Origin of the sequence: Sphingomonas sp., assembly GCF_031372575.1 — a bacterium.
Lineage (GTDB): Bacteria > Pseudomonadota > Alphaproteobacteria > Sphingomonadales > Sphingomonadaceae > Sphingomicrobium.
This window is the reverse complement of record NZ_JANMLM010000081.1, coordinates 61,632-87,776: the sequence shown is the minus strand read 5'-3', so window position 1 is coordinate 87,776 and position 26,145 is coordinate 61,632. Positions and strand designations below refer to the sequence as shown.

The 26,145-nt window shown below is 64.6% G+C and carries 30 protein-coding genes and 1 tRNA gene; 12 read left to right on the top strand and 19 right to left on the bottom strand.

The annotated features are described in order from the left end of the window. Positions 1–49 precede the first annotated feature (49 nt). The 4 genes from RMN73_RS08310 to RMN73_RS08295 are packed head-to-tail and all read left to right on the top strand — an operon-like array spanning position 50 to position 3,658. A complete protein-coding gene (locus RMN73_RS08310; protein WP_309602851.1) occupies positions 50–1,162 on the top strand; it encodes an S-(hydroxymethyl)glutathione dehydrogenase/class III alcohol dehydrogenase in 1,113 nt (370 codons plus the stop codon). A gap of 11 nt (positions 1,163–1,173) precedes the next feature. After that, complete coding sequence (locus tag RMN73_RS08305) at positions 1,174–1,563, top strand: VOC family protein (RefSeq protein ID WP_309602850.1); 390 nt, start codon at positions 1,174–1,176, stop codon at positions 1,561–1,563. After that, complete coding sequence (gene fghA, locus RMN73_RS08300) at positions 1,560–2,399, top strand: S-formylglutathione hydrolase (protein ID WP_309602849.1); 840 nt, start codon at positions 1,560–1,562, stop codon at positions 2,397–2,399. Before RMN73_RS08305 ends, fghA begins: the two co-directional genes overlap by 4 nt. Then, the gene (locus RMN73_RS08295) at positions 2,396–3,658 is read left to right on the top strand and encodes a DUF4010 domain-containing protein (RefSeq protein WP_309602848.1); all 1,263 of its coding nucleotides are present in this window, start codon (positions 2,396–2,398) and stop codon (positions 3,656–3,658) included. Before fghA ends, RMN73_RS08295 begins: the two co-directional genes overlap by 4 nt. A gap of 50 nt (positions 3,659–3,708) precedes the next feature. On the opposite strand, the gene RMN73_RS08290 is transcribed toward RMN73_RS08295, so the two are convergent. From RMN73_RS08290 to recJ, 6 genes are all read right to left on the bottom strand, one after another. Continuing rightward, positions 3,709–4,824 carry a S8 family serine peptidase gene (locus RMN73_RS08290; protein WP_309602847.1) on the bottom strand — a complete coding sequence of 372 codons (1,116 nt, stop codon included), beginning with the start codon at positions 4,822–4,824 and terminating at the stop codon, positions 3,709–3,711. Between the two features lie 150 nt (positions 4,825–4,974). Continuing rightward, a complete protein-coding gene (locus RMN73_RS08285) occupies positions 4,975–6,537 on the bottom strand; it encodes a secretin N-terminal domain-containing protein (RefSeq protein WP_309602846.1) in 1,563 nt (520 codons plus the stop codon). A gap of 150 nt (positions 6,538–6,687) precedes the next feature. After that, positions 6,688–7,380 (bottom strand): glutathione S-transferase, encoded by a 693-nt coding sequence (locus RMN73_RS08280; protein WP_309602845.1) that lies wholly within the window; start codon positions 7,378–7,380, stop codon positions 6,688–6,690. Further along, complete coding sequence (locus RMN73_RS08275) at positions 7,364–8,332, bottom strand: rhodanese-related sulfurtransferase (protein ID WP_309602844.1); 969 nt, start codon at positions 8,330–8,332, stop codon at positions 7,364–7,366. Before RMN73_RS08275 ends, RMN73_RS08280 begins: the two co-directional genes overlap by 17 nt. Positions 8,333–8,437: 105 nt before the next feature. Next, positions 8,438–8,512: transfer RNA gene (locus RMN73_RS08270), tRNA-Glu, on the bottom strand. 41 nt (positions 8,513–8,553) lie between these two features. Beyond that, a complete protein-coding gene (gene recJ / locus RMN73_RS08265) occupies positions 8,554–10,302 on the bottom strand; it encodes a single-stranded-DNA-specific exonuclease RecJ (RefSeq protein WP_309602843.1) in 1,749 nt (582 codons plus the stop codon). 102 nt (positions 10,303–10,404) lie between these two features. On the opposite strand from recJ, the gene RMN73_RS08260 reads away from it, so the two are divergent. Further along, entirely contained in the window at positions 10,405–10,596 is a 192-nt protein-coding gene (locus tag RMN73_RS08260; RefSeq protein WP_309602842.1) for a hypothetical protein, read from the top strand. Here the strand turns inward: RMN73_RS08260 and RMN73_RS08255 are convergent. The 10 genes from RMN73_RS08255 to RMN73_RS08210 all read right to left on the bottom strand — a co-directional run bounded on the left by RMN73_RS08255 (position 10,593) and on the right by RMN73_RS08210 (position 18,740). Beyond that, a complete protein-coding gene (locus tag RMN73_RS08255) occupies positions 10,593–11,264 on the bottom strand; it encodes a Crp/Fnr family transcriptional regulator (protein ID WP_309602841.1) in 672 nt (223 codons plus the stop codon). The two genes, RMN73_RS08260 and RMN73_RS08255, sit on opposite strands and share 4 nt — an antisense overlap. A 191-nt stretch (positions 11,265–11,455) precedes the next feature. Next, positions 11,456–12,910: a PH domain-containing protein gene (locus RMN73_RS08250; RefSeq protein WP_309602840.1), complete on the bottom strand. Its 1,455-nt coding sequence runs from the start codon at positions 12,908–12,910 to the stop codon at positions 11,456–11,458. After that, positions 12,907–13,392, bottom strand: coding sequence for a PH domain-containing protein (locus RMN73_RS08245; RefSeq protein ID WP_309602839.1), 486 nt, complete (start codon positions 13,390–13,392; stop codon positions 12,907–12,909). Before RMN73_RS08245 ends, RMN73_RS08250 begins: the two co-directional genes overlap by 4 nt. A 37-nt stretch (positions 13,393–13,429) precedes the next feature. Further along, the gene (glpX, locus tag RMN73_RS08240) at positions 13,430–14,410 is read right to left on the bottom strand and encodes a class II fructose-bisphosphatase (protein WP_309602838.1); all 981 of its coding nucleotides are present in this window, start codon (positions 14,408–14,410) and stop codon (positions 13,430–13,432) included. 72 nt (positions 14,411–14,482) lie between these two features. Beyond that, entirely contained in the window at positions 14,483–15,304 is an 822-nt protein-coding gene (locus RMN73_RS08235; protein WP_309602837.1) for a hypothetical protein, read from the bottom strand. 67 nt (positions 15,305–15,371) lie between these two features. Next, entirely contained in the window at positions 15,372–15,860 is a 489-nt protein-coding gene (locus tag RMN73_RS08230) for a DUF2721 domain-containing protein (protein ID WP_309602836.1), read from the bottom strand. 3 nt (positions 15,861–15,863) lie between these two features. Next, on the bottom strand, positions 15,864–16,445 hold the full coding sequence (locus RMN73_RS08225; RefSeq protein ID WP_309602835.1) for a hypothetical protein: 582 nt from the start codon (positions 16,443–16,445) through the stop codon (positions 15,864–15,866). 28 nt (positions 16,446–16,473) lie between these two features. Continuing rightward, complete coding sequence (locus RMN73_RS08220) at positions 16,474–16,932, bottom strand: GreA/GreB family elongation factor (protein WP_309602834.1); 459 nt, start codon at positions 16,930–16,932, stop codon at positions 16,474–16,476. Next, on the bottom strand, positions 16,929–18,107 hold the full coding sequence (locus tag RMN73_RS08215) for an LL-diaminopimelate aminotransferase (protein WP_309602833.1): 1,179 nt from the start codon (positions 18,105–18,107) through the stop codon (positions 16,929–16,931). Before RMN73_RS08215 ends, RMN73_RS08220 begins: the two co-directional genes overlap by 4 nt. 9 nt (positions 18,108–18,116) lie before the next feature. After that, positions 18,117–18,740: a trimeric intracellular cation channel family protein gene (locus RMN73_RS08210; protein ID WP_309602832.1), complete on the bottom strand. Its 624-nt coding sequence runs from the start codon at positions 18,738–18,740 to the stop codon at positions 18,117–18,119. Between the two features lie 56 nt (positions 18,741–18,796). On the opposite strand from RMN73_RS08210, the gene RMN73_RS08205 reads away from it, so the two are divergent. Beyond that, the gene (locus RMN73_RS08205; RefSeq protein WP_309602831.1) at positions 18,797–20,539 is read left to right on the top strand and encodes a class I poly(R)-hydroxyalkanoic acid synthase; all 1,743 of its coding nucleotides are present in this window, start codon (positions 18,797–18,799) and stop codon (positions 20,537–20,539) included. Here the strand turns inward: RMN73_RS08205 and RMN73_RS08200 are convergent, their stop codons facing one another. The 3 genes from RMN73_RS08200 to rarD all read right to left on the bottom strand — a co-directional run bounded on the left by RMN73_RS08200 (position 20,540) and on the right by rarD (position 22,146). After that, positions 20,540–20,833, bottom strand: a complete 294-nt coding sequence (locus RMN73_RS08200; protein ID WP_309602830.1) for a PilZ domain-containing protein — start codon at positions 20,831–20,833, stop codon at positions 20,540–20,542. A 133-nt stretch (positions 20,834–20,966) separates the two neighbouring features. After that, positions 20,967–21,188, bottom strand: coding sequence for a hypothetical protein (locus tag RMN73_RS08195; protein WP_309602829.1), 222 nt, complete (start codon positions 21,186–21,188; stop codon positions 20,967–20,969). A gap of 22 nt (positions 21,189–21,210) precedes the next feature. Beyond that, a complete protein-coding gene (gene rarD, locus RMN73_RS08190; RefSeq protein WP_309602828.1) occupies positions 21,211–22,146 on the bottom strand; it encodes an EamA family transporter RarD in 936 nt (311 codons plus the stop codon). A gap of 118 nt (positions 22,147–22,264) precedes the next feature. Here rarD and RMN73_RS08185 point away from each other — a divergent pair, with 118 nt between their 5' ends. Genes RMN73_RS08185 through RMN73_RS08160 form a run of 6 tightly spaced genes read left to right on the top strand, consistent with a single transcriptional unit; the run spans position 22,265 to position 26,137 of the window. Continuing rightward, complete coding sequence (locus RMN73_RS08185; RefSeq protein WP_309602827.1) at positions 22,265–22,918, top strand: DUF4893 domain-containing protein; 654 nt, start codon at positions 22,265–22,267, stop codon at positions 22,916–22,918. Then, positions 22,915–23,292 (top strand): ribose-phosphate pyrophosphokinase, encoded by a 378-nt coding sequence (locus RMN73_RS08180; RefSeq protein ID WP_309602826.1) that lies wholly within the window; start codon positions 22,915–22,917, stop codon positions 23,290–23,292. Before RMN73_RS08185 ends, RMN73_RS08180 begins: the two co-directional genes overlap by 4 nt. 13 nt (positions 23,293–23,305) lie before the next feature. Further along, positions 23,306–24,586 (top strand): RluA family pseudouridine synthase, encoded by a 1,281-nt coding sequence (locus RMN73_RS08175; protein WP_309602825.1) that lies wholly within the window; start codon positions 23,306–23,308, stop codon positions 24,584–24,586. Continuing rightward, on the top strand, positions 24,583–25,239 hold the full coding sequence (locus RMN73_RS08170; RefSeq protein WP_309602824.1) for an HAD-IA family hydrolase: 657 nt from the start codon (positions 24,583–24,585) through the stop codon (positions 25,237–25,239). The genes RMN73_RS08175 and RMN73_RS08170 overlap by 4 nt, the downstream gene beginning before the upstream one ends. Further along, on the top strand, positions 25,236–25,457 hold the full coding sequence (locus RMN73_RS08165; protein WP_309602823.1) for a hypothetical protein: 222 nt from the start codon (positions 25,236–25,238) through the stop codon (positions 25,455–25,457). The genes RMN73_RS08170 and RMN73_RS08165 overlap by 4 nt, the downstream gene beginning before the upstream one ends. Continuing rightward, positions 25,454–26,137: an ATP12 family protein gene (locus RMN73_RS08160; protein ID WP_309602822.1), complete on the top strand. Its 684-nt coding sequence runs from the start codon at positions 25,454–25,456 to the stop codon at positions 26,135–26,137. Before RMN73_RS08165 ends, RMN73_RS08160 begins: the two co-directional genes overlap by 4 nt. Positions 26,138–26,145: the final 8 nt, after the last annotated feature.

Here is a 26,145-nt window from a genome sequence, read left to right as displayed (position 1 = left end):
GCGCGACTGCGCGGCCATGCAAAGCGCGTGGCCTGAGGAGAATGACTCGATGAAGAGCCGTGCTGCCGTTGCGTTCGAGGCCAAGCGCCCGCTGGAGATTGTCGAGGTCGATCTGGATGGACCGCGTGACGGCGAGGTGCTGGTCGAGATCATGGCGACCGGGATTTGCCACACCGATGCGTACACGCTCGATGGGCTCGACAGCGAGGGGCTGTTTCCGTCGATCCTGGGGCATGAAGGTGCAGGCGTGGTGCGCGAGATTGGCGCGGGCGTGACCAGCGTCGCGGTCGGCGACCATGTCATTCCGCTCTACACCCCCGAATGCGGCAAGTGTAAAAGCTGCCTTTCGGGCAAAACCAACTTGTGCACCGCGATCCGCGCCACGCAGGGCAAGGGTCTGATGCCCGACGGGACCAGCCGTTTCTCGTACAAGGGGCAGATGCTGCACCATTATATGGGCTGCTCGACCTTCTCCAACTTCACCGTTTTGCCCGAAATAGCGGTGGCGAAGATTCGCAGCGACGCGCCGTTCCAGTCGAGCTGTTACATCGGCTGCGGGGTCACCACCGGGGTCGGCGCGGTGACCAAGACCGCGAACGTGCAGGCGGGCGACAATGTCGTAGTGTTCGGGCTGGGCGGGATCGGGCTCAACGTCATCCAGGGGGCGCGGCTGGTCGGGGCGAACCGGATCATCGGGGTCGATATAAACCCGGCGCGCGAGGAATGGGGGCGGCGGTTCGGCATGACCGACTTCGTCAATTCGAAGGGCATGAGCCGCGACGAGACCGTGGCGAAGATCGTCGCGCTGACCGATGGCGGGGCCGATTACAGTTTCGATGCGACGGGCAATACCGAGGTCATGCGCACCGCGCTGGAATGCTGCCATCGCGGCTGGGGGACGTCGATCATCATCGGGGTCGCGGAAGCAGGCAAGGAGATTGCGACGCGGCCGTTCCAGCTGGTGACGGGGCGCAACTGGCGCGGGACGGCGTTCGGCGGCGCGAAGGGCCGAAGCGACGTGCCGGGGATCGTCGACATGTATATGGACGGCAAGATCGAGATCGACCCGATGATCACGCATGTGCTCTCGCTCGACGAGATCAATCGCGGGTTCGAGCTGATGCACGCGGGGGAGAGCATCCGCGCGGTGGTGGTTTATTAAGGAGAGCGAATATGTTCAGTCACGTGATGGTCGGGTCGAATGACCTTGATGCGTCGAAGAAGTTTTACGATGCGATTTTCACCGCAACCGGCGGACGTGAGGGCAAGCTCGATCCCAAGGGACGGCTGGTTTACGTGAATAATGGCGGGGTTTTCCTCGTCACCCCGCCGATCGACGGCCAGCCCGCGACCCACGGCAATGGCACGACGATCGGCTTTGCGGTCGACGGGCCCGAGCAGGCGCAGGCGTGGGAAAAGGCCGGGGTTGCGGCTGGCGGCACCGCGATCGAGGATCCACCGGGGGTGCGATCGGGGATGGGCGTGAATTTGTATCTCGCCTATCTGCGCGATCCGTCGGGCAACAAATTATGCGCGCTGCATCGGCTCCCCGCCGACGCATGATCGAAACGCTCAGCGAGGTGCGGGCGTACGGCGGGGTGCAGGGCGTCTATCGCCATGCCTCCGCCGTGACCCACACCGACATGATTTTCAGCGCGTTCGTTCCGGGCGGCGCAAGCGGGCCGATACCGGTTTTATGGTATCTGTCGGGCCTGACCTGCACCCACGCCAATGTGACCGAGAAAGGCGAGTTTCGCGCGGCTTGTGCGGAAGCCGGCGTGATCTTCATCGCGCCCGACACGTCGCCGCGCGGGGACGAGGTGCCTGACGACCCCGATGGCCTGTGGGACTTTGGCCAGGGCGCGGGCTTTTACGTCGATGCGACCGAGGCGCCGTGGGACCAGCATTTCAACATGTGGTCGTACCTCGCCGACGAGCTTCCGGCATTGGTCGGTGAGCATTTCCCAGCCGACATGGAGCGGCAGTCGATCTGCGGTCATTCGATGGGCGGGCATGGCGCGCTGACGCTGGCGCTCGGGCTGCCGGGGCGGTTCAAGTCGGTCAGTGCATTCGCGCCGATCGTCGCGCCGAGCCAGGTGCCGTGGGGCCGCAAGGCGCTCAAGCATTATCTCGGCGAGGGTCAGGCGGCGTGGCGCAAGCATGATGCGGTCTTGGCGATCGAGGATGGCGCGCGGGTGGCCGAAATATTGGTCGATATCGGCGATGCCGACCCGTTCCTGGACAAGGAATTGCGGCCCGAATTGCTCGAGGCGGCGTGCGCGGACGCCGGGATCCCACTGACGCTGCGGCGGCAGGCTGGGTATGATCATAGCTATTATTTCATCTCCAGCTTCATGGCCGATCATGTGCGGTGGCATGCGGAGCGACTGGCCGAATGATCGACGGCCTCGACCCGTGGGCGCAGCAGGGATTGCGGGTCGGTGTCGGGCTGGTGGTCGGAATATTGGTCGGGCTGGAGCGCGGGTTCAAGCTGAAGGACGAAGCCGACGGCCGTCGCGTGGCGGGGGTGCGGACTTTTTCGTTGCTCGGACTTGGCGGCGGGATAGCGGGGCTGATCGGGTCGTTGGGCCAAGGGATCGTTGCGGCGGTACTGATGCTTGGCGCGATCGGGATGCTCGCCATCGCTTATTCGCCGAGGCTCAAAGCCAAGGGCGATGCGACCAGTCCGGTGGCGGCGGTCGCGACGCTGGGGATTGCCTATCTCGCTGGGTTTGGCCTTATCGGGCTGGCGCTGGCAGCTAGCGCGATCGTGGTGTTGATCCTCGCGATGCGCGACGAAGTCCATGGGTTCGTCGACCGGCTGGATGAGCGTGACATCAAGTCACTGGCGCGGTTCGCGGTGATCGCGCTGGCGGTGCTGCCGTTCCTGCCCAGCGAATCGTTCGGACCCTATGACGCGTGGAACCCGTTCAAATTATGGTGGGTGGTGGTGCTGGTCACCGGCTTCAGTTTCGTCGGGTACATCGCCAATCGCATTTTCGGGGCGCGCCACGGGACGATTGCCACCGCGCTGATCGGCGGTGCCTATAGCTCGACCGCAGTGACCCAATCCTTGGCGCAACGACTTGGGACCGATGACGCGGGCGGCGCCGAGCCAGCCGGGATCGCGCTCGCATCCGCCGTGATGTATTTGCGTGTGCTGGTGCTGGTCGCGGTGCTTGCCAACCGAATGCTGGTGCCGCTGGCGATCATCATCGCCCCGGCGTTGGTGGTTGCGTGGGCAGCGGGTTGGTGGCTGTATCGGCGCGCGCCGGACAGCAAGCACAGCGTTCCACCGGGCAATCCGATCGCGCTGCTTCCGGCCCTAACCTTCCTGGCGTTCGTGGCTGGCGCGGCGGTCGCAGCGCGCTGGGCGCAGGGGCAATTTGGCGAACAGGGCATTGCGTTGCTGCTATTCCTGATGGGGTCGATGGACGTCGATGCCTCGATCGTCACTGCGGGTGGGTTGCCCGAGCAATCGATCGGAGCGGCGCTTGCGGCGATCGCGATCGGCGGAACGGTGGTCGCCAACATGGCGGTCAAGATCGGCGTGACGCTGGCTTATGCGCGCGCCAAGGGCAGGAGTTCGGCAATCGCGCTAGGCGCGAGTTCATTGACGCTGATGGCGTCGCTAGCGGTGGCCTGGCTGAGCATGTGAAAAAGGCGGCCCGCGCGATGCGGACCGCCTTTTCCGCGGTGAGTCGAGCCCTATTTGACGCCAATCACGTCCGGATTGCCGTCGGGATCGCCGGTCACGTTGCCGCCACTGCGCACTGCGCCAGCGAGCAACAGTCCGGCCAGATGCGGGGTCGCCATCGAGGTGCCGCTGATAGTGTTGTAGCCACCGTTCAACCAGGTCGACTTCACGCCCACACCAGGCTCGGCATAATCGATTGGCGGATTGCCGAAGTTGGAGAAGCTCGCCCACTTGTCGCCGACCGAGAAGGCCGAGACGGTGAAGACGTTGGTGCCGTTGGCACGGGCCGGCGAATGGTTGTTGGCATTGTCGGTTTCGTTACCGGCGGCGAGCGCGAAGCGGACACCGCTGGAGGCGGCGGCATTGATCACTGCCGTGTCGAGCGCGGCCGAAACCCCGCCGCCGAGGCTCATGTTGGCGACGTCACCCGGACGGCCGTTGGCGGCGACATAATCGACCCCCGCGATCACGCCCGAGTTGGAGCCGCTGCCACGACGATCGAGCACGCGCACCGCAACCACGAGCGCGCCCGGCGCGACGCCGATCACGCCAATGGCATTGTCACGCGCGGCGATGGTGCCGGAGACGTGGGTGCCGTGGCCGTTACCGTCGACCGGCGACGTATCGCGGATGAAACTGCGGCTGCGCGCGGTATCGACGTTGAGATCGGGATGGGTGAAATCGATCCCGGTATCGATGATCCACGCAGTGGCGAAGGTGCCCGCCGCGCCACCATTGACCCGGGCGATACCCCACGGCGTTTCCTGCGCCGGCTGGGTTCCGCCGCCGCCGCTCGGGGGCGCTGCGGCCTGGATCGGGCCGGTAGTGACGATCTGGTCCTGCTCGCAATAAGCGATGTTGGGGTTGTTGGCCTGCATCCGCTCGACCGCTTGCTGCGGAAGATCGGCGGCGAAACCGCGCAGCGCGACCGAATAGACATGTTTGGCGCGGGCACCGACGGCCTGAAGCGAACGATTGGCCTCCGACTGGGCTTGGCCACGCGACACACTTGCCTTGAACACGCAGATATAGCTGTTGGCGATCTTGTCGCCCGGGCGTTCGGCCTGTGCCGGCGTTACGGCGACAAGCGGCAGTACCGCAGTAGCGGCCAAGAGCAGTTTCTTCATGTCAGCATTCTCCCCAATTCGCGCGATGACCGTCGTTAGTGACGAACGTCTGGAATTAAGACCATGCTAAGCAAGGCGACCTGATTGTCGATAGTAAAACGCATCGCTGCTGAAATTAAATTCCAAGTTAATTCTGTGCCTTAACGGGAATCACCGGCGCGGCGACTCTGACGGTGCAAGCGGGCTTCCAAGTGGCAGGTTGATCGTCGGTGTGGGCAGCGGCGCCGGGATTGCATCGGGCAGCGGCGGCGGCGTTCCAGTTTCAAACCGGCGGTGACGCACGATGTGCGGCGTGATCACGATATAGAGTTCGGTCTTGGACCGGGTCGAGCGCTCGACCCGGAACAATTGCCCGGCGAGCGGGATGTCACCGAGGATAGGCACCTTGCTCTTGGTGGACAGGACATTGTCCTGCGTCAGGCCGCCGATCACGAACGTCTCTCCGTCGCGCACCGAAGCCGAGGTTTCGGCTTCGCGCTGGCTGATGGTCGGATAGCCTTGGCTGGTGCCGGTGACCGACGACACGACGCCATAAATTTGCGAGGTAACGAAGCCGTCCGAGCTGACCCGCGGCGCAATCTGCAGGGTCACGCCGACGTTTACATATTGCACCTGTTGCGACACGCCATTGACGCCCGACAAGGTGATGTTGGTGAGGATCGGTATCGCGTCGCCGGTGATGATCTTAGCGGTCGAGCCCGATTGCGCGGCGATGCGCGGGCGCGACACGATGCGGCCCTCGCCGCGCTGAACCTGGGCGTAGATGGCGGCCTGCAACTGTCCCGACGGAAGGATGCGATTGGGATCGAGCCCGAACGGCAGGTTGGAGCCGGTATTGATGGTACCAACCGCAAGCTGGCCGTTGGCATTGTTGAAATCGACTCCGAGATTGCGCGCACCATTTTCGGTCAGTTCGACGAATTGGGTTTCGAGAATCACCGAATCGACCGGGATGTCGATCAACGCAATCTGCTGTTTGACGCGGGCGATGCGATCGGGGCTGCCAGTGACCCAGATCGCGTTGAGGCGGCGATCGATGGCGAGGCCATTGCCGAACGACTGGCCGAGGGGAAGCTGCTGCTGCTGGGCCTGGCTCTGCGCGCTGACATAATTGGGCTGCGAGGTGGTCGCGAGTGACCCGAAGCCGGGTTCGCGACGAATGAAGATATTGTTCGGCTGAATCGTTTCGCCCTGGGTGAGGAGGCCGATGATCTCGCTGACGTCGGCATATTTGAGCGGGATCAGTTCGTAGGAATCGCCTGGATTATAATCGACATAGGTTGGCAGGTTGGTAGCCGGAACCACCGCCTCGCCGCTCGAGCCGAGCGGGCGGCTGCCCAGCGCCTCGGCCTCTGTCAGCTTAGTGATGGTGATCTGGATGCTCTTGTCGCCGGCCGGTTCGACGGTCGCTTTCGCAGGGGCGGCGGTTTCGAAATAGAGGGTCAGCCCTGAGTCACTGCTTGCGAAATTGGTCGAGCGGACGATCCCCCTCCACGGTGCGCGCTGGCCCACGCGGGGCGCACGAAGTGTCCCGCGCATGATCACTTCGGGGCGGGTCGGATTGGCGTTGACCGCGGCATATTGTGGCTCGGCCGGGGAGAAGCGGATGATGAACGACGCGCGGCTGTCGTCGGCAGTGACCAGCTTGATTTCCTCGACCACCGCCGGAACCTGGGCAGTCGCCGGGGAGGCCACAGCAACCAGCAGAGGCATCAGGCACAGGAAGAGGCAGCGTAAGTCCGCCAATCGCAATTTCAGCAAATCAATTCCTTTGGCGCAGCTACCGCGCGGCACCAGTCGGGCAGGAGTCTTAAGCCGCGAACACCGGATTGCAAGGGGCGGCAGCGGGAGTGGAACGGGCGATCACCTGGGCTTTGTAGCGTGATTGCAACAGCTTGCCTGATGGCGACTTCCAGTAACAGGCAGCGGGACGAGGGTGGGGGCGTTGCCCGGGGACCAAGGCTCGACCGGCAGCATGATCGAGTGGAAAAGATCGGCGCGAAGATAATCTTCGAGCCACGGCCGCAGGTGCGGCAGCGGTTGGGCGTTGAACCACGGCGGGTCGACCGCTGCAAACTGCCGAACGAACGGCACGATGGCGGCGTCGGTAAGCCCGAGCGCCCGCCCGCCAAGCTGCTTGCCGGCTGAAACCAAAAAGTCGATTTGCCGCAGGAACGCCAATCCGGATTCGCGGTGGACCAGCGGATCGACCGCATGTTGCTGCGGATATTTGTAGCGATCGAGATCTTGCTTGAAGGGCCCGTCATTGGCCGCGATCAAGGCCGCGTCGTTGCGCTCCAGCCAGGCGTCGGGATCGCATCTAGCCAGCGCCCAGCGCATGATGTCGAGGCTTTCGTCGATGACCTCGCCGTTGGGCAGGACGAGCACGGGCACGGTGGCCTTGGCCGAGGCCGCCAGCATCGCGGCCGGTTTCGCGGTGAGCTTCACTTCGCGCAGTTCGACCCGCGTCCCGCTGACCGCCAGTGCCAGCCTGGCGCGCATTGCGTAGGGACAACGGCGGAAACTGTAGAGGATGGGGTCAGGCGGTCGGGTCATCGGCTGGCTCCGTCCGTACGTGGCCGATGTGGGTGCGCCCGTGTTCCAAGGCGAGCGCCTCCTGACGATGGCGTTCGCGGTACGACGCGCGCTGGTCGTCACTGCGCATGGCATGGCAGGCGCCACAACTTGCGCCCGCCTCATAATGCGGCGAGGCCTGGTCCTGCTTGCTCAGGGGACGGCGGCAGGCGCGGCACAGTTCGTGGGTGCCGCGCACGAGGCCATGGCCGATCGCGACCCTTTCGTCGAACACGAAGCACTCGCCGCGCCACAGGCTCTCCTCCTCGGGCACGACCTCCAGATAGGTGAGAATCCCGCCCTTGAGATGATGCACGTCATCGACCCCCTCCTGTTTGAGGAAGGCGGTCGATTTCTCGCAGCGGATGCCGCCGGTGCAGAACATGGCGACCCGTGGCTGGCGACCGCTGCCCAGCAGTTCAGCCCGCGCATTTCGAAACCAGCCGGGAAAGTCGCGAAAGCTGGCGGTGTTGGGGTTGATCGCACCGGCGAACGTGCCGACCGAAACTTCATAATCATTGCGCGTATCGATGACGATCGTGTCGGGGTCCGAAATCAACGCGTTCCAATCCTCCGCCTCGACATAGGTCCCGGCGCTTGCCGTGGGATCGAGCTTTGGCTCGCCCATTGTCACGATCTCGCGCTTGAGGCGCACCTTCATCCGAAGAAACGGCATCGCGTCGGCGTTCGACCATTTCACGTCAAGCTCAGCGCATCCGGGTAGCTCGCGGATATACGCCACGACGCTGGCAATCCCGCTGCGAGGTCCCGCAATGGTGCCGTTGATACCCTCGGGCGCGAGCAACAAGGTGCCACGGACGCCATGCTCGCGGCAGATCGCCTCGAGCGGCGCGCGCATCGCCGTACAATCGGTAAAGGGCGTAAAACGGTACAACGCCGCTACGCTCAGGGGTTCAACAAAGCAGTCAGTCATGCCACCCGCCATAACGCCGCGCGCGCGGCGCGTCAGCATGGATGCTTCCAAGTGGAGAGAATCGCCATATTGCCGGCAAGAGCATTGGCTCGATGATGCACAACTTGGTGACCCCTACGGGATTCGAACCCGTATTTCAGCCGTGAAAGGGCCGCGTCCTAACCCTTAGACGAAGGGGCCAATTGGTGCCGTGGCGCGACTAGGGGATGCGCGCGACAGGGTCAAGCAGGCGCGGCGTCTTCGACGTGCATTTCTGCCGCATTGCCGCCGGTCCACTCGTCGCGCTTGATCGTCCCCGCCAGCCACCAGCGCGTATCGGGGGCGGACGCGAGCAACGCTGCCCCAAGCGGGGTGTCGGCGGCGCGGAAGGCGATCCACTTGAAGCTTTTGCCATCGTCGCCGGCCGCGATCCCGCGCACATGGCCGTTACCGACGATGGTGGTGCGGATCAGCCGCGCGGGGCCGGCGGCGATTCGCGGGGCGGGCCAGCCGGCACCATATGGCCCGCCAGCGTCGAGCTCGTCGCACAGGCCGCCCGCGACTCCGCCGGGGGAGAGCAAGGCGTCGAGGGTCAGCGCACGGCCACCGCGCGCGGTCTCGATCGTGGTGGCAAGGCGGTCGTGGAGGAAGGCGCGCAACGGTTCGAGCCCGCCCGGCGCAATGGTGACGCCCGCCGCCATTGCGTGGCCGCCGCCTGCAACCAGCAGGCCATTGTCTTTGGCAGCGAGAATCGCGGCGCCGAGGTCGACGCCCGAGATAGAGCGGCCCGAGCCTTTGCCGACGCCGGTTTCATCTTCAGCAATGACGATCGCCGGGCGGCCGTACTTTTCCTTGAGGCGGCTGGCGACGATCCCGACCACGCCGGGGTGCCAGCCAGCGCCCGAGACGATGATCAAGGGCGCGTCGGCCTGGGCGAGCGCCTGGGCTGCCGCTTCGTCGGTGACCAATTGTTCGATCCCGCGACGTTCTTCGTTGAGCCGGTCGAGCTCGATCGCGATGGTCCGCGCTTCTTCCGGGTCGGTGGCGGTGAGCAAGCGCACGCCGAGGTCGGACTTGCCGACGCGGCCACCGGCGTTGATCCGCGGGCCGAGCGCAAAGCCGAGGTCGCGGCTGGTCGGGCTTTTGACGAGCCGTGCGGCATCGGCGAGCGCGGCGAGGCCGATGTTCTGGCGCCCGGCCATGACCTTCAGGCCTTGCGTGACGAAGGCGCGGTTGAGGGTCTTGAGCTTGGCGACATCGGCGACCGTGCCGAGCGCGACAATGTCGATCAGGTCCAGGATCTTGGGTTCGGCAATGCCATTGACGAAGCGCCCGCGTTTACGGAGCTCGCGGAGCAGGGCAACCCCGAGCAGGAAGGCCATGCCGACCGCGGCGAGATGGCCGTGGGCCGCGCCCTCGTCGCTTTCGTCGAGCCGGTTGGGATTGATCATCGCCACGGCGATCGGCAGCGCGGCCGAGCATTGGTGATGGTCGCAGACGATCACCTCGAGCCCGGCCGCCGCAGCCTCGGCCAGCGCGTCGAACGCCTGCGCGCCGCAATCGACCGTGATGGCGAGGCTCGCGCCTTTGTCCTTCAACTCGACCAACGCTTTCCCGCTCGGGCCATAGCCTTCCATCAGCCGGTCGGGGATGTAGATCATCGGGTCGTTGCCGAGGCGGCGCAAGAGCAACACGAGCAACGCCGCCGAAGTTGCGCCGTCGACATCATAATCACCGAAGATCGCGATATTTTCCTTCGCCTCGACCGCATCGGCGAGGCGGCTGGCGGCCTTGTCCATGTCGGTGAAGACCGACGGATCGGGGAGGAAATCGCGCAGGGTCGGGGCGCGGTGGCGGTCGAGATCGGCCGGCGCGACCCCGCGCGCGAGCAATAACTGGTCGATCAGGGCGATGCCGAGATCGTCGCCGCCATCGCGCCGCGCGCGCCACGGTTGGCCGCTGACCGCGCGGAAGGAAGCGAAACTGCTCATCCACCGGACTTAGAGTGCCGCAGCAGCGCGAACAAGATGAGTACGCCACCGGACAGAGCGCGGGCGGTGAACCTGCTTATTGCAGGGTCGGGGGGTCGTTGTATGACCGAATCGAGTTTAGACTATTTGCGACGGCGGGCGGGCGAAGAAAAACAGCGCGCCGAGCAGTGCACCGAGCCGAGAGTCGCGGCAATTCATGCGCGACTGGCGGTGCTCTATGCCGATCGCGTCGCGGTGATGACCGACAATCCCGAGTTCGACCCGATCATCCAGACCCGGATCGTGCGCGATTAATCGCCGATCAGGTCGCGATAATTGGCTTCGGGGACGCCGTAATTATCGCCGGCGCGTTTTTCCAGTGCGCGCCGGTCGAGGATGGTGATCTGCCCGCGACTGGTGCCGATCAGGCCCGAGCCCGCGAGATTGTTGAGCGCATCGGTCACGCCCGCGCGGCGAACGCCAAGCATCAGCGACAGAAATTCGTGGGTCACCGGGAAAGTATCGCTTTCCGACCGGTCGCAGCTCATCAACAGCCAGCGGGCCAGGCGGTCCTCGATATTAAGCGCCACCTTGGCAAGCGCGGTGTGCGACACCTGGATCAGGAAGCTGTGCGCGAAGCCCAACAGCAGGCGCCTGAAATCACGGCTTTCGTCGAGGATTATTGTGAGTTCGCCGGTCGGGATGGCAAAGGCCTCGCCCGGCATCTGGATGAACACTTCCAGCGGGCTGCTCGCGCCGCCCATCACCGCCGCGACATCGACCATGCCCTCGCGGCCGATAATCCCGATCTCGGCCTGCTTGCCGTCGGCGGTGCTTGAGACCACGGAGGCGACGCCCGATTCGAAGAAATAACAACGCTCGATGATCTGCCCCGGCCTGACCAGCGACATGCGCTGGGTGAGCGTAACAAGCGACAGATGGGGCACGATCCGCGCGCGGTCGGCAAGCGACAGCTTGGCCAATAATTGATTTCGGAATTTGGCAGTCGATTGCTGCACGATTACGCCCCAAACTAGCTTGGGGCGAGAGTGCCTTAGCCTCTCTGCCCGCCGCGCCCACAAAGCTCTGCGGCGGATGCCGAGGAGTTACTCGGTTCGGATTGACGGTGCAATCGTTACGCGTCTGTACACTAACGTAGGCAACCGAAATGAACTCAGCTAAGCAATTGGCGACGAAGATTTTCTGCGCTCGCCCGCGACAAAGCAGGTACCAGATGTCCGGCGAATCCGCCCCCGCCTGCGACGCCGAGACGAAGCGTGCAAAAGCCGAACCGGCGCGTCCAGAAACTCTCCGTCAGCTCAACGCTCTGGACCTTGGCGGCGGGCAGGATGACGCGTTTCTGACGCCACCAGCCATTCTCGACAAACAGGATGTCGCCCGACAAGGCGTAGCGTGCGTGGCGCCATTCGAGCCAACGGGTAAGCGCGGCGATGGCGAGCAACGGGAGCCCGAGCAAGGCCGACGGCGCGACCAGCCACGAGGCCACCACTGCGATCACGCCAAGCCCGGCGAGGAACGCCGTGAGCGACGCGAAATAGCCGCGCGCGAGCGGCCGCCATTGATCGGTATCGGGAGATGCAGGCCAGCCGAGTGAGGCGAGGATCGATACGGCCTCGTCCGGGTGCGCGAGCGGCGCGACGACATGGTCGCCCTTGGCCCCATCCATCGCCAGGCTCTGCAGCTTGAGCGCGCACCAGCCAAAAGCGCGGCGCACCGGGCCCGACCCGATGATCGCGGCCTGGACGCGTTTCGCGGGGATGGTGACGTCGGTCAGCGTCGCAAGCCCGCGGCGGCGGCGGAACCCGGTTGCGGTACGGTCGAGCCGAAAGCCATGTTCGCGAAGCGCGGTCCGGACGATGCCGGTGGCGGCGCCAAGGACGATCAGCAAGATCGATCCGGCAATGGCGGCCAGATATTGGTGGGCGAGCATCAGGTCGCGCGCCGGCTCGGACCGCGACAAAAGATCGATCCAGAAGGTGCGGCGGAACGGGTCGAACCCGATCACACTGCCCAAGGTCTGGCTAATCCCGAACAGGCCGGCGAGGACCGCGAGCGAAAAATTGAACAATCCGGCAGTGGCCACGCGGCGGCGGTCCATCGCGAAGATCGGCGGCGGCTCGACCTGATCGACGAGCGGCGCGACGGCAATTCTCCGGCGGCCTCTAATATGATCGCGCAGCGCCTCAGCGCGATCGAGCGCAATCGCATCGAGCACGCCATCTTCGGACTTGGCGCCGGCCGATGCCCCGGTTTCGAGCCGCACGCGGGCGAGCCCGAACAGGCGGTGCAGCGGCCCTTGTTCGAGATCGACATCGGTCACCCGGTCAAACGGGATCGCGCGGCTGGTGCGATTGACGAACCCGCTGTCGATCCGCAGCTCATCGGCACCGACCCGATATTCGAGCTTCAGCCACTTGAGGAGCAGCGAACCGACCGACAGGATGACGAACCCGATGCCAAGGGCGGCCGCCAGCCACCAGCGCCCCTGAGTGACGAACACCGCGGTGCCGGCGACCAGCCCCCACGCTCCGCGCACCGCCTTGCCGAGGCCGGTGATGAGATACAAAGGATGGAGCCGCTCGGGCGGGCCGAGGCCGGCAGCGGTCATTCGACGTCGGTGGGAATCGAACCGCGGATGAGCTCGCGCAGTTCGGCAGCCCGATCGGGCGACAGGCCGGGCAAGGTAACGATGCTGTTGTGCGTGCCGGCGGTGTGAACGACCAGGCTGGCGGTCCCGAACACTTTGTCGAGTGGGCCGCGATTGACGTCGATATGCTGGACGCGAACGAACGGGACGATCGTGTCGCTGTGGAACAGCCAGCCGCGAACGACGCGCAGGAAGTCGCCATCGACCGAATAACCAAGGCGGCGGTAGATGCGGTTGGGGGCGATGACGATCGCACCGAGCGCGAGCAACCCCGCCAGCGCGGGCAGCAGGCCGGCGAACGGGAATTCGTGGAGGATCAGCCGGTCAACCACCAATGCGCCAAGCGATGCCGGCACCCAGAACGCCGCCGCAGCAAGCCTCAGGCCGTTGCGATAGCTGGGCTCAACCGGCTGGATCGGAGCGGCGAGTGGTTCAGCTGTCATGCGCGCACAATACAGTGAAGCCGGGGCTCCACAAGGATTAAGAGGCGACCCCGTGACGATGTTCGGTGAACACCCGGCGAATGGTGCCCGAACTGGCGCGCATGACGATCGTCTCGCTGGTTACGCAACCGCCCTTGCGGCGCCGGATGCCCTTGAGCAGCGAGCCGTCGGTGACCCCGGTGGCGGCAAAGATGCAATCGCCCATGGCCATGTCCTCAAGCGCGTATACCCGGTCGAGATCGGTGATCCCCCAGCGCTTGGCGCGAGCGCGTTCATCGTCGTTGCGGAACAGCAAGCGGCCCTGAATCTGGCCGCCGATACACGCCAGTGCGGCGGCCGCAAGCACACCCTCGGGCGCGCCGCCGGTGCCAAGATAGACGTCGATCCCGGTGTCGGGATCGGTGGTTGCAATGACGCCTGCGACATCGCCGTCGGAGATCAAATGGATCGCGCACCCGATCGCTCGAAGCTCGGCAATGATCCCAGCATGGCGATCACGATCGAGCACGCAGGCGGTGATGTCGACCGGATCGACGCCCTTTGCGGCGGCGATGGCGCTGATGTTGTCGGCGACCGATTTGTCGAGGTCGATCGTCCCGGGGGGATAGCCCGGGCCGATAGCGAGCTTTTCCATATAGACGTCGGGGGCGTTGAGCAGTCCGCCGCCCTCGGCAATCGCCAGTACGGCGAGCGAATTGGGGCCGGCCTTGGCGGTGATGGTGGTGCCTTCGAGCGGGTCGAGGGCGATGTCGATCTTGGGGCCGCCGTCCTGCGCATTGCCGACCTTTTCGCCAATGTAGAGCATCGGCGCTTCGTCGCGCTCGCCCTCGCCGATGACGATCGTGCCGTCCATCGGCAATTGGTTGAGCGCGGTACGCATGGCGTCGACCGCAGCGGCATCGGCCGCTTTCTCGTCCCCGCGCCCGACCATCCGCGCCGCAGCGATTGCCGCAGCTTCGGTCACCCGGACCATTTCGAGAACGAGGACTCGGTCGAGGATCGAGGAAGCGCGGATCATGGCGGGAATGAACTTTCGAAAGAGGCTGAGGAAGGACGGCCTCGCGTTACCGGGCGGGCCGATGCTTGTCGCCTATTTCCTCGTCTTCTTCTTGGCCGGGGCGGCTTTCTTGACCTCGACCTTCTTGGGCCACGGATATTGCTTGTCGATCGCCGCGAACCGCGCCGCCGATTGCGGCATGGCCCGCATCAGGTCGGGCATTGCAGCGACCATCCCGCGGACCACGTCGCCGTCGATGAACATCAGCATCATGTCCTGCCCAAAGGCGCGGCCGGTATCGGTGGCGAAAAAGCGATTGAGGTCGGTCAGTTGATTGGCATCGAAGCGGCGGGCCATGGCGCGCGCCATGCCTTCGCGAAGCTTGGGCTCCATGATGCTCATAGTCTGCTTCATTTCGTCCTTGAAGGCGGTGGCATAGGCCTTGATCCGGGCGTCAAACAACGGGTCGTTCCTGGTCGCCTGCTGGCGCAACGTCAGTCCTGCGTTGGGGCCATTGGCGATGGGCAGCCCGATCGAGTTGGACAAATCGGTCCCGGTCATCGCCATCAACCGGTCATAGACTCCATTCATCAGATTGTCGGTCATGACATTGGTCATCCGGCTGTAGCTGCCGGCGGGCATGAACCCGTCCATCGTGGTCCGGGCGATCGCGAGGCGGGCGGGCTCCGGATCGGCCTGCGGCGGCAGGATCCGGTCGAGCGCCTTGATTGCCATTTCGGCGACCATCGACATGGACGCGGCCTGGTTGGCGGCCTTGGTGGCTTCGCTCGCGACCGACTTGGCGGCCGGCGCTGCAGTCGTTTGCTTCTCGACGACGATGACCGGCGGTGGCGGCACTGCGGGCGCAGGCGCGGTCGTGGCGGCAGCAAGCGCGAGAACGAACGGTAATGACATGATGATATCCCCCTGTTGAGCGCATTTTTATGAGGCGAAACGGGGACTTGCAAGCGCCGCGTGACGGTCAATCGTCGTCGGGATCGGCCTCATGATCGAGGATTGAGGTGCGCACCCTGACCGAGCGGGTGCCAAGCCGCGTTTCATGGAGGAAGATTGCGAAACCAAGCCCGGTGCAGATCATCGAGGCGATGAACAGCAAGGCAATCAGGGTGCCGAATTTCAAGCCCGAAAGGAAAGCGGAGAATAACAGGATCACGACCGCGGAGATGAGCAAGGCGGCCGTCACGGTGAAGAATATCGCCAGATTGACGATCCGGATGCGGCGGTCGAGCAACCGGACTTCGCGGATCAGCCGGTCATGTTCATCGCCGCGACTGCCAAGGATGCGCGGCTCAAGCGTGCGTGCCCGGTCGACGATCCGGGCGAGGCGACCGGCACAGACGTTGAGGAAGGCACCAAGACCGGCAAGCAGGAACACCGGCGCCACCGCAAGCTGGATGATCTGCGCCAGCTGGGTAAGTTCGGGCGAGGGGGTCGGTAGCGGGGCTGACATCGGTCAGACATCCTCGGAAGCGCGGGCGGAGGCCGCGACTTCGAGCAACAGCATCGCGGTGGCGATGAAGCTCGCCGCAAGGATCCAGGCGAAGCTGGCAATCATCGGCGGGGTCGCGCCGAACAGGCTGACGATCAGGGTCGCGATCGACAGGCCGACGGCGAGGATCAGCGCGAGCACCAGATCGGTCGCTGCGGCGATCCCGGTCCAGGTGCGGACCGACCCGCGTTCGAGCCAAGCGGCGCGGATCAGCACCAAGGAGCGAAGGAACAGCCAGCCGGCGATGATCGAGATGGTCGACAGGAAATGGGTGGCATTGTCGGTAGCGAACAGCACGCCGGCCACCGTGGTCAGCACACCTGCGAGGATCGCCAGGCGACGCGTTTCATGGCGCAACGTGCCGGCAAAAATCTCGGTTAGACCCGCAAGCACCAGCAAGCTGCCGATGATCAGCGAACTGTGCGCCTTGCCATAAAGCGGGAGCAAAGCCGATCCGGCGCTCAGCAACAGGATGAACCAGCCGGCTGTGGCGATCCACTTGGCGCGACCGGAAAGGTCGGTGGCGATGTCCGGGAGCGTGGTCACGAGCAGGAGACTAGAGCATCGCGCCGGGTCAGGCCACCGCGATTGCGACGATGGTGATCGCGCCGCCGGGGCCGGGGGGATCGACTTCCTCGCCGACTTCATTGCCGATCAGAACCTTGGCCAGCGGGGCGGTGAACGCGATCCGCCCTGCCGCAGGGTCGCTTTCGTCATGGCCGACGATGGCGAGCGTCCGGGCCTTGCCGTCCTGTTCGATCGTCACCGCCGTGCCGAAGGCGACAATCTCACCCGATGCGGGCGGCGCTAGCTGGGCGGTCGCGAGCCGAGCGCGCCAGTAACGCAGGTCGCGCTGAAGCTCGGGCAGCGCCTCGGCGGACGCGGCGGCAACTGCGGCCTCAAGCTCGGCATTGCGCGCCTCGATCAGTTCGAGACCGCGCGGGGTGACGAGATTGGGGCCGAGCGGGATCGGCAGCTCGAACTTGGGCTCGAGATGCTCCTCATCGCTCTCGCGGCGGAAGGCGACACTCATGCTTGGCCCATGATTTTTTTGATCCCTCGCGCGGCCTGGCGGAGGCGTTGTTCGATTTCGACCAATGCCAGGCGCACGCAGCCTTCGCCTTCCTCGCCGAAACCGACCCCCGGTGCGACCGCGACTCCGGCTTCGGTCATCAGTTTCTTGGCAAACTCGACGCTTCCCAGATGGCGGAAGGGCTCGGGAATCGGGCTCCACGCGAACATGCTCGCCATTGGTGCCGGCACGTCCCAACCGGCGCGGGCGAAGCTGTCGATCATCACGTCGCGGCGGCCTTTGTAGAGCTTGCGATTGAAGTCGATGATGTCCTGCGGGCCGTTGAGCGCAGCGGTGGCGGCGGCCTGGATCGGGGTGAAGGCGCCATAATCGAGATAGCTCTTCACCCGGGTCAGCGCGCCGATCAACCGCGCGTTGCCGACCGCAAACCCCATCCGCCACCCGGCCATCGAATAGGTCTTGGACATTGAGGTGAATTCGACTGCGACATCCTTCGCGCCATCGACTTGCAGGATCGACGGGGTGGGCACGTCACCAAAGTAGATTTCGGCATAAGCGAGGTCGGAAATGACGATCAGCCCTGCTTCGCGCGCGAACGCGACGAGTTTCTCGTAGAACGCCAGATCGACGGTTTGCGCGGTCGGATTGCTCGGGTAGCCGATCACCAGCACCTTGGGCCGCGGCACGGTGTAGCGCATCGCTTTCTCCAACCGGTCGAAGAAATCGGGGCCGGGGACGGCGGGGATCGAGCGGATCGCGGCTCCGGCGATAATGAAGCCGAAGTGGTGGATCGGGTAACTCGGGTTGGGGGTCAGCACGACATCGCCCGGCGCGGTGATCGCCTGCGCGAGATTGGCGAGGCCTTCCTTGCTGCCGAGGGTGACGATGATTTCGCTGTCGGGGTCGAGTGCGACGTTGAACCGGCGCTGATAATAAGCCGCCTGGGCCTTGCGCAGGCCGGGGATGCCCTTGGAGGCCGAGTAACGATGCGAGGTTGGCTTGGCGGCGACCTCACACAATTTCGCGATGACATGCGGCGGCGGCGCGCCGTCGGGATTGCCCATGCCGAGATCGACAATATCCTCCCCGCGTGCGCGGGCGGCGGCCTTCATCGCATTGACTTCGGCGAAGACGTAGGGCGGCAGGCGCTGGATGCGGTAGAAATCGTCGGTCATCGGGCGATCTTAACGGTCATAAGCGGGCAGGCTCAATCCCCGTGCAATTGCCGCACCGCGCAAACTGAAACCGGCGAGGCCTGCCACCAGCGCCGCAAGTCCCGGCGGGGCACCGAACAGGGTGAGGGCGACGAACAGGCCCGAGGCGAGCGCGGCGGCGGTGACGTAGAGTTCGGGGCGCATCAGGATCGATGGTTCATTGGCGAGCACGTCACGGATGATGCCGCCGACACAGGCGGTCATTACCCCCATCGCAAAGGCCGGGACCGGGGCGACGCCATAATTGAGCGCCTTGGCCGCGCCATAAGTGGCGTAAGCGGCCAGGCCGACCGCGTCGAACCACAGCAAGGCCTTCTCGGCGATGGTGGTGCGTGACAGGAACCAGACAAGAAAAGCAGCGGCGATACAGATCAGCAGGGTGCTGTTGGTCGATACCCAGAATACCGGCGCCCCGATCAGCAGGTCGCGTACGGTGCCACCGCCGACCCCGGTGACCACTGCGAAGAAGATGAAGGTGACCAGGGTCTGTTTCTTTTCCGCCGCCAGCAGCGCGCCCGACATGGCGAACACCGCAATGCCGACATAATCGAGCAGGACGAGCGCATCGACGGGGAGGATAACAGGCGTGGTCATGACGGCGCGCTATGGATTGCTTCGCATTCGCTCGCAATGACGCTTATGAAAGCGCGATGACCGACGATACGACAACCACCACGCCGCCGCTGCCCGGGTTCGAGGACGTCCAGCACTGGACGTTGCTGATGGGCAAGGCGCAGCAGATGGTAATGGAAGCGTGGGCGGAAAATCTGTCGAAGGCGAGCGCCATGCCGGGGTTCGGCCTTCCCACGCCGCCAGCCACCAATGCCGATCCGATGCAGTGGATGAGTGCCGGTGCCGAGGCGTGGTCGAAGGGCATGGAGGCATGGAGCCAGATGATCGACCAGGCGACCGCGGCCGGCGAGCAGCGCGACCGCCGCTTTTCGGGCGAAGGCTGGCAGGACCCGGTGTTTGATACCGTCAAGCAAAGCTATCTCGCCATTGCCGACCGGTTGATGGGGACGGTCGATAAGATCGACGGGATCGACGATGACGCGCGCAGCCGCTTGCGCTTCGCGACCAAGGAATTCGTCGATGCGATGAGCCCGACGAATTTCGCCTTGCTCAACCCCGAGGTGATGAAGCGCACTGCCGAGACCAAGGGCGAGAACCTCCTGTCCGGGCTCAAGAACATGCTCGGCGATATTTCGCGCGGGCAGGTGACGCAGAGCCCCGAAGGTGCGTTCGAGCTTGGCCGCAATCTCGCGACCACGCCGGGCAAGGTCATCCACGAGACCCGGTTGTTCCAGCTGATCCATTATGCGCCGACCACCGAGGATGTGCTGGCAACGCCGCTGGTGATCTTTCCGCCGTGGATCAACCGCTTTTACATTCTCGACCTCACGCCCGAGAAAAGCTTCGTCAAATGGGCGGTCAAGCAGGGCGTCAGCCTGTTCATGGTCAGCTGGAAATCGGCCGACGAGACAATCGCTGACGTGACGATGGACGATTATGTCGCGGCGCAGGTCGAGGCGATTGACGTGATCCGCGACGTGCTGGGTGCGAAATCGGTTCACACGATCGGATATTGCGTGGCCGGGACAACGCTCGCGGCGACCCTGGCAATGCTCGCGGCGAAAGGCGACGCCGACAAGGTCGCCAGCGTGACCTTTTTCACCGCGCAGGTCGATTTCGAAGATGCCGGCGACCTCAAGATGTTCATCGGCGACGACACGATAGGGACCCTGCAGAAGCTGACCGCGGAAACCGGCGTGCTCGACGGGCGGGTGATGGCAGCGACCTTCAACCTGCTGCGCGGGCGCGACCTGGTGTGGAATTACGTCGTCAATAATTATTTGATGGGCAATGACCCGCCGCCGTTCGACCTGCTCCACTGGAACAGCGATGTGACCAATCTGCCGGGCGAATGGCACCGCGATTATCTGACCCGATTGTACCGCCAGAATCTGCTCGTCCAGCCGGGGGGGATCAGCATCGACGGGGTGCCGATCGACCTGACGAAGATCGCGACCCCGGCCTATATCCAGGCTGGCCGCGAGGATCATATCGCCCCTTTGGCAAGTGTGTGGAAATTGATGCGTATCTTGTCAGGGTCGAAGCGCTTCGTGCTCGCCGGATCGGGCCATATCGCCGGGGTGGTCAATCCGCCCGCGGCTGGCAAATATCAATATTGGACCAACGACAAGAAGGTCGCGAGCCTCGACGAGTTCGTCGCCGGCGCGACCGAACATAAGGGCAGCTGGTGGCCTGATTGGATCGAGTGGCTGAAAGCGCGGGACCCGAAGACGGTCAAGGCCGAGGGCGCGCGCGTGCCGGGCAAAGGCAAGAAAAAGGCCATTGAGGAGGCGCCGGGGCGTTACGTCAGGACGCGCTGATCACTTGCGCAGGCGGTTGACCACATCATCGAACACCGCCGGATGGAACGGCTGGTCGAACTTCACCCCGACCTTCCATTGCTCGATCCACGCGACGCGGCCGTGAACCGCCTCGAGATCGCCGAAACGCAGGAAAATCCGCTCGCCAAGCTCGACCTTGACCGGCGGCGTTATGCAGCAGCCATCGGGCGAGAAATCGACCAGCTCAATTCGATAGCGTGCGTCGCCGTGGCGGCGGAACCCGATCTCGCACTGCAGTGGCACACGCTCCGCGCGTCGCGCTTGTTCCGTCAATTTGCCCTCCCCGGCAGGGTACGCAGCACAATAGACGACAGCTCCCCACTGGATAGGAGGGATCGGCCCGCAATGGACCTACCCCTTTTCTAGCATCGGCACGGTTTCCAAATCCTTACTGGCGATGGCACGATCAGAAAAAGCCGCCGGTCAGCATTAGCCGCAGGACGCCCACGACAATCACGAACAGGTTCAGGTTGCGCCCGGCATTGCTCGACGACGCCGCACCGATCACCGCGCCGATGATCGCCAACGGGATGATCAGATAATAAGCGAGCGCCAACACCGGCAGAAACGCCGGGATTGCGAACAGCAAGGCAACGAGGCCGATAATTATCGAAACGACATTGAGCATGAGGAGCTTCCTATCACGGGGGTCAGGCTTCGCCCAATTCGGTCGCATCACCGGCTTTGCGGCGCGCCCCGATCAGGGAGGAGGCGTAGAGCGCGAGCGCGATCCAGATCGCACCGAACGCAATGGCATGGGGAACAGTGAATGGCTCGCCATAAAGGCCGACGGCAAGCGCGAATTGCAGCGTAGGGGCGAGGAACTGGAGCATCCCGACGGTCGAATAAGGCAAGCGGCGCGCGGCGGCGGTGAAGCATAGCAATGGTACGGTCGAGACGATCCCGGCGGCGATGAGATAGGCATTCACGGTGGCGGAATGCGCGAACATATGTTGACCGGTTGCGCCGCCGAGCAGCAGGAAGCCGAGTGCTAGCGGGGACAGCAAGGCGGTCTCGATCGACAGCCCGGCCAGCGAATCGACCGCAATGACCTTGCGCAGCAGGCCGTAGGTGGCGAAGCTGAAACACAGGATCAAGCTGATCCACAATGTCCCGCCAGCCCCCGCCGCAAGCACGGCGATTCCCGCGCCGGCGATACCGACCGCGGCCCATTGCCGTTTCGCCAGCTGTTCGCCGAGCACGAACCGGCCAAGCAGGATGTTGGCCAGCGGATTGAGATAATAGCCCAGGCTGCCAGCGAGAATGTGTCCACTGTTGATCGCGTAAACGTAGAGCAGCCAGTTGGTGCCGACCAGCAGTGACGTGACGAGCAGGGTCAACATCACCTTGCGATTGCGCAAGGCAGCGAGAACCTCGCCCCAGGCGCGGGCAATGGTCAGGAGGCCCGCGAGGACCAGCATCGACCAGATGATGCGGTGGGCAACAATGTCGAGTGAGGCGACGCTAGCGATTTGCTTGAAGTAGATCGGCATCACGCCCCACAGGGCATAGGCGACCACGCCATAGGCCAGCCCGGCACGCCACTGTCGGTCGCTTGGCGCGGGGGCTGACCGGGATGCGTTCATCCTGGGTGCGCCTAGCCGGACTGCACCCCAAGTCAACGGACATGCTCAACCGGTTGTTAGTTGAAAGCGGCGCGCGGTAGTGCCACCTTGGCCGGCCCGATAACTGAAAGTTTCCGCTTTGCCGTCGATCCGCCAGATCCTGCCGCTAATCATTGCCGTTACGACGGTCGGCGGCTGCGTTCCGGTCAAGGACAAGCCGCGTGCCGTGATCAGCGTCGGCGAACCGCTCAAGGCCGAGGTGTGGCAGGGCATCGCCAGCGCCGCCGACAAGGGCCGACTGGCCAACGTCAGCGGCGCCTGGGCGGCGGGGCTGGCCGATGCACGCAAGGCCGGCTTCGGCAGCGCGATTCGCGAAGAGAGCGAATTGGTGAAATCCAATGCCGCGCTTTCTCGGCCGGCACCTACCCCGGGCAGCTATCGCTGCCGACTGGTCAAGCTTGGCGGCAAGCCGGCGTTCGAGAAATTCAAACCCTTTTTCTGCTACGTGGAAGTCGACGGCAATCTGCTGACGATCGTCAAGCAGACCGGCAGCCAGCGGCCCGCCGGCCGATTGTGGGAAGATGATGATCCGAAACGGCTTATTTTCCTCGGCAGCCTGGCGCTAGGCGACGAGGAAGCGCCGATCGCCTATGGCGACAATCCCAAGCGCGACATGGCCGGGATCCTTGAACGGACTGGCCCGTTCCGCTGGCGGCTGGTGATCCCATGGCCGCAGGACGGCTCCAAGCTCCATGCTTACGAACTGACGCCGGTCGCCGACCAGCCGAAGTGACCGGCAGCAACGCGAACCTGCTGGCCGACCCGGCCGAAGTCCGCGCGCATCTGATCGCCTCGGCCAAGGCCGGATCGTCAATCACTTATTCGGCCATGCTCGGCCACCTCGGCTTCGCTTTCTCGCGCCCCAAGATGCGGGCGCTGTGCGCCGTGCTCGGGAGCGTCGATCGCGAGGCCAACGCGCTGGGCGAACCCGAGCTTGCGGTATTGGTCGTGCGCCAGTCGGACGGGCTTCCGGGGCAGGGCTGGTGGGTCGCTGGCGGGGCGGACAATCACGGCCATGTCGGGACTTGGGATGGCCCCGCTGCACGCCGTCTGGTCGAGCGATTGCAAGCCGAGGCGTTTGAATATTGGTCGGGAGCGGATCGCTAGGCTAAGGGGCCGCATGACCTCCCCCAATGAATCACGCAATTTCATCGTCGCCGATGACGATGACGGCATTCGCCTCGACCGCTGGTTCAAGCGGCATTTGGCCGATGTCAGCTTCAACCAGGTGTCGCGCTGGGCGCGCACCGGGCAAATCCGCATCGACGGCAAGCGCGCCTCCCCGGGCGACCGCATCGAATCGGGCCAGTCGATCCGCGTGCCCCCCGCCGAAGCCAAGGATGAGGAAGAATTGCGCCCCAGGCGCGCCGCAATTGTCCTGACCGACGACGAGGCCGAGCTGGTCCAGTCGATGAAGATCGATCATGGCCGCGACTGGTTTTTGCTCAACAAGCCGCCTGGCTTGGCGACTCAGGGCGGGACGAAGACCAGCCAGCATCTCGACCGATTGCTCGGCGGACTGGCGGGGGAGAATGAACAGCGGCCCAAGCTGGTCCATCGGCTAGACAAGGATACCAGCGGCGTGTTGCTGGTGGCGCGTTCGGCGCGGGCGGCCGCGCATTTCTCCAAATCGTTCAGCGGCCGCACCGCGCGCAAGGTGTATTGGGCGATCATCACCGGCGTGCCGAGCCTCGATCAGGGGTTGATCGACGCCCCGCTCGCCAAGCAGCCCGGCAGTGGCGGCGAGAAGATGCACGTCGACGAGAAGGACGGCCAGACCGCCAAGACCCGCTATCGGATGATCGACCGGGTCGGCAATCGCGCCGCCTGGGTTGAGCTCCAGCCGCTGACCGGACGCACGCACCAGCTGCGGGCGCACATGGCGGCGATTGGCCACCCGATCGTCGGCGATGCCAAATATGGCGGTGCAGAAGCGTTCCTGACCGGCGGGGTCAGCCGCAAGATGCACTTGCATGCGCGGCGGCTCAGGATCGACGGCCCCGACGGGGTGGTGATCGACGGTACCGCCGAACTTCCGGTCCATTTCGCTGAGACATTGAAGATGCTCGGCTTCGACCCGCTGGCGGGCGATGCGCTGCCGCTCGACACCTTCGATTACAAGACCGACCCCGAGGTGAAGGCGCGGCGCGAGGCGGCGGCGGCCAAGTCCCGCCGGCGTGAGCGCAAGGGCGAGCGACGCGGGCGCGGCGAGCGGGGGGACGACAAGAAAGCGACCGGCAAGCCTTCTGGCAAACCTGCGGGCAAAGCGACTGGCAAACCAACCCGCAAGCCCGCCGGAAAACCGCCTTCAAGAGCGGAACGGTCAAGCGGCAAACCTCCGGCACGGCCGGTCAGGTCAGCGCCCCGCAAGCCTGGCGGAAAGCCCGCCACGCGCAAATGATCAAGCTGGCGATTTTCGACTGCGACGGAACCCTGGTCGACAGCGGCGGGAGCATCGATCGCGCGCTGCGCACGACGTTTTCGGCGCACAACATCGACTGCCCGCCGCGCTCCGTCACCAAGCGAGTGATCGGGCTGAGCCTCGACGAAGCCTTTGCCGAGCTGGTCCCCGATGGTGATCACCGGGCGCTGTCCGCCACCTACCGCGAGGCATTCATTGCGATGCGCGGGGCGGGTTCGGTCGAGGAACCGCTCTATGACGGCATGGTCGAGGCGCTCGACGCCTTGCGCGCCGACGGCTGGGCGCTTGGCGTCGCAACCGGCAAAAGCGACCGCGGGCTCGCCCACTGTCTCGCCGCACATGGAATCGCCGACAAGTTCGTCACCCTCCAGACTGCCGATCGCCACCCCTCCAAGCCGCACCCGGCAATGGTGCTTGCGGCGATTGACGAAGCGGGCGCGACCCCCGGATCGACTATTTTCATCGGTGACACCTCGTGGGACATGGGTGCCGCGCGCGCCGCACTTTGCGGTGCGATCGGGGCCGCCTGGGGCTATCACGATGAAGCTGAGTTGCGCGACGCCGGGGCGCACCACGTCGCCAAAGACCCCGCCGAGCTACCGGATATGGCCAATCAATGGGTGCACGCATGAGCCAAGAAGATGATGCAATGTGGAAGAAGCGCTTTCATCTGTTCGCCTTGATGAGGATCGTCGGGCTGGCGATTTTTCTGCTCGGGATCGCCATTGCGTCCACCGGGCTGATTCGACCAGGCGGCTGGCCGGCGCTGGGCGCGATCATCGCGATCGTCGGCGCGATCGATGCGATCGTCATGCCGCGCTTGCTGAAACGGTCGTGGGACAAGAAGTGAAGCGTTTCTGGAAAGAAGCGGCTGCCGCGCCGGTCGATGGCGGCTTTGGCATCACCCTTGACGGTAAACCGCTCAAGACCCCCGCCCGGACTGCGCTGGTCGTCCCGACCCGCGCGTTGGCCGACGCAATCGCCGCCGAATGGAATGCGTCCGGCGAGACAATCGACCCGCGTGCGATGCCGATGACCGGCCTCGCCAACGCAGCAATCGACCGCGCCGGGGGCGAGATTGCGACCGGCCTCGCCAGGTTCGGCGAGAGCGACCTTACTTGCTACCGCGCCGCCGATCCGGAGCCACTCGTCGATCGCCAGACCAAGGCGTGGGATGCGTTGCTGGGCTGGGCGCGGCGGCGATACGACGTCGACTTCGCGACCTGCAGCGGGATCATCCACGTCCCCCAGCCGCCCGAGACGATTCGCCACCTCGGCCAAGCGGTTCATTCGCTCGATCCGTTCAGGCTCGCCGCGCTGGCACCGTTAGTAACGATCAGCGGTTCACTGGTCGCGGGCCTCGCAGTGGTCGAGCAAGCGATACCGGCCGACGCGGTGTGGGATGCGGTGACCATCGACGAGCAATGGCAGCTCGAACAATGGGGATCAGACGCGGAGGCCGAGGCGATGATCGAGGCGCGGCGGATCGAGTTCCTCGCCGCGTCCCGCTTCGTCGAATTGCTTAATTAGGCTGCATT

Bases quoted from the DNA above. Each gene is read 5' to 3' on its own strand.
- RMN73_RS08310 (WP_309602851.1), top strand. From the start codon at position 50: ATGAAGAGCCGTGCTGCCGTTGCGTTCGAGGCCAAGCGCCCGCTGGAG.
- RMN73_RS08305 (WP_309602850.1), top strand. From the start codon at position 1,174: ATGTTCAGTCACGTGATGGTCGGGTCGAATGACCTTGATGCGTCGAAG.
- fghA (WP_309602849.1), top strand. From the start codon at position 1,560: ATGATCGAAACGCTCAGCGAGGTGCGGGCGTACGGCGGGGTGCAGGGC.
- RMN73_RS08295 (WP_309602848.1), top strand. From the start codon at position 2,396: ATGATCGACGGCCTCGACCCGTGGGCGCAGCAGGGATTGCGGGTCGGT.
- RMN73_RS08290 (WP_309602847.1), bottom strand. From the start codon at position 4,824: ATGAAGAAACTGCTCTTGGCCGCTACTGCGGTACTGCCGCTTGTCGCC.
- RMN73_RS08285 (WP_309602846.1), bottom strand. From the start codon at position 6,537: ATGCCTCTGCTGGTTGCTGTGGCCTCCCCGGCGACTGCCCAGGTTCCG.
- RMN73_RS08280 (WP_309602845.1), bottom strand. From the start codon at position 7,380: ATGACCCGACCGCCTGACCCCATCCTCTACAGTTTCCGCCGTTGTCCC.
- RMN73_RS08275 (WP_309602844.1), bottom strand. From the start codon at position 8,332: ATGACTGACTGCTTTGTTGAACCCCTGAGCGTAGCGGCGTTGTACCGT.
- recJ (WP_309602843.1), bottom strand. From the start codon at position 10,302: ATGAGCAGTTTCGCTTCCTTCCGCGCGGTCAGCGGCCAACCGTGGCGC.
- RMN73_RS08260 (WP_309602842.1), top strand. From the start codon at position 10,405: ATGACCGAATCGAGTTTAGACTATTTGCGACGGCGGGCGGGCGAAGAA.
- RMN73_RS08250 (WP_309602840.1), bottom strand. From the start codon at position 12,910: ATGACCGCTGCCGGCCTCGGCCCGCCCGAGCGGCTCCATCCTTTGTAT.
- RMN73_RS08245 (WP_309602839.1), bottom strand. From the start codon at position 13,392: ATGACAGCTGAACCACTCGCCGCTCCGATCCAGCCGGTTGAGCCCAGC.
- glpX (WP_309602838.1), bottom strand. From the start codon at position 14,410: ATGATCCGCGCTTCCTCGATCCTCGACCGAGTCCTCGTTCTCGAAATG.
- RMN73_RS08235 (WP_309602837.1), bottom strand. From the start codon at position 15,304: ATGTCATTACCGTTCGTTCTCGCGCTTGCTGCCGCCACGACCGCGCCT.
- RMN73_RS08230 (WP_309602836.1), bottom strand. From the start codon at position 15,860: ATGTCAGCCCCGCTACCGACCCCCTCGCCCGAACTTACCCAGCTGGCG.
- RMN73_RS08220 (WP_309602834.1), bottom strand. From the start codon at position 16,932: ATGAGTGTCGCCTTCCGCCGCGAGAGCGATGAGGAGCATCTCGAGCCC.
- RMN73_RS08215 (WP_309602833.1), bottom strand. From the start codon at position 18,107: ATGACCGACGATTTCTACCGCATCCAGCGCCTGCCGCCCTACGTCTTC.
- RMN73_RS08210 (WP_309602832.1), bottom strand. From the start codon at position 18,740: ATGACCACGCCTGTTATCCTCCCCGTCGATGCGCTCGTCCTGCTCGAT.
- RMN73_RS08205 (WP_309602831.1), top strand. From the start codon at position 18,797: ATGACCGACGATACGACAACCACCACGCCGCCGCTGCCCGGGTTCGAG.
- RMN73_RS08195 (WP_309602829.1), bottom strand. From the start codon at position 21,188: ATGCTCAATGTCGTTTCGATAATTATCGGCCTCGTTGCCTTGCTGTTC.
- rarD (WP_309602828.1), bottom strand. From the start codon at position 22,146: ATGAACGCATCCCGGTCAGCCCCCGCGCCAAGCGACCGACAGTGGCGT.
- RMN73_RS08175 (WP_309602825.1), top strand. From the start codon at position 23,306: ATGACCTCCCCCAATGAATCACGCAATTTCATCGTCGCCGATGACGAT.
- RMN73_RS08170 (WP_309602824.1), top strand. From the start codon at position 24,583: ATGATCAAGCTGGCGATTTTCGACTGCGACGGAACCCTGGTCGACAGC.
- RMN73_RS08165 (WP_309602823.1), top strand. From the start codon at position 25,236: ATGAGCCAAGAAGATGATGCAATGTGGAAGAAGCGCTTTCATCTGTTC.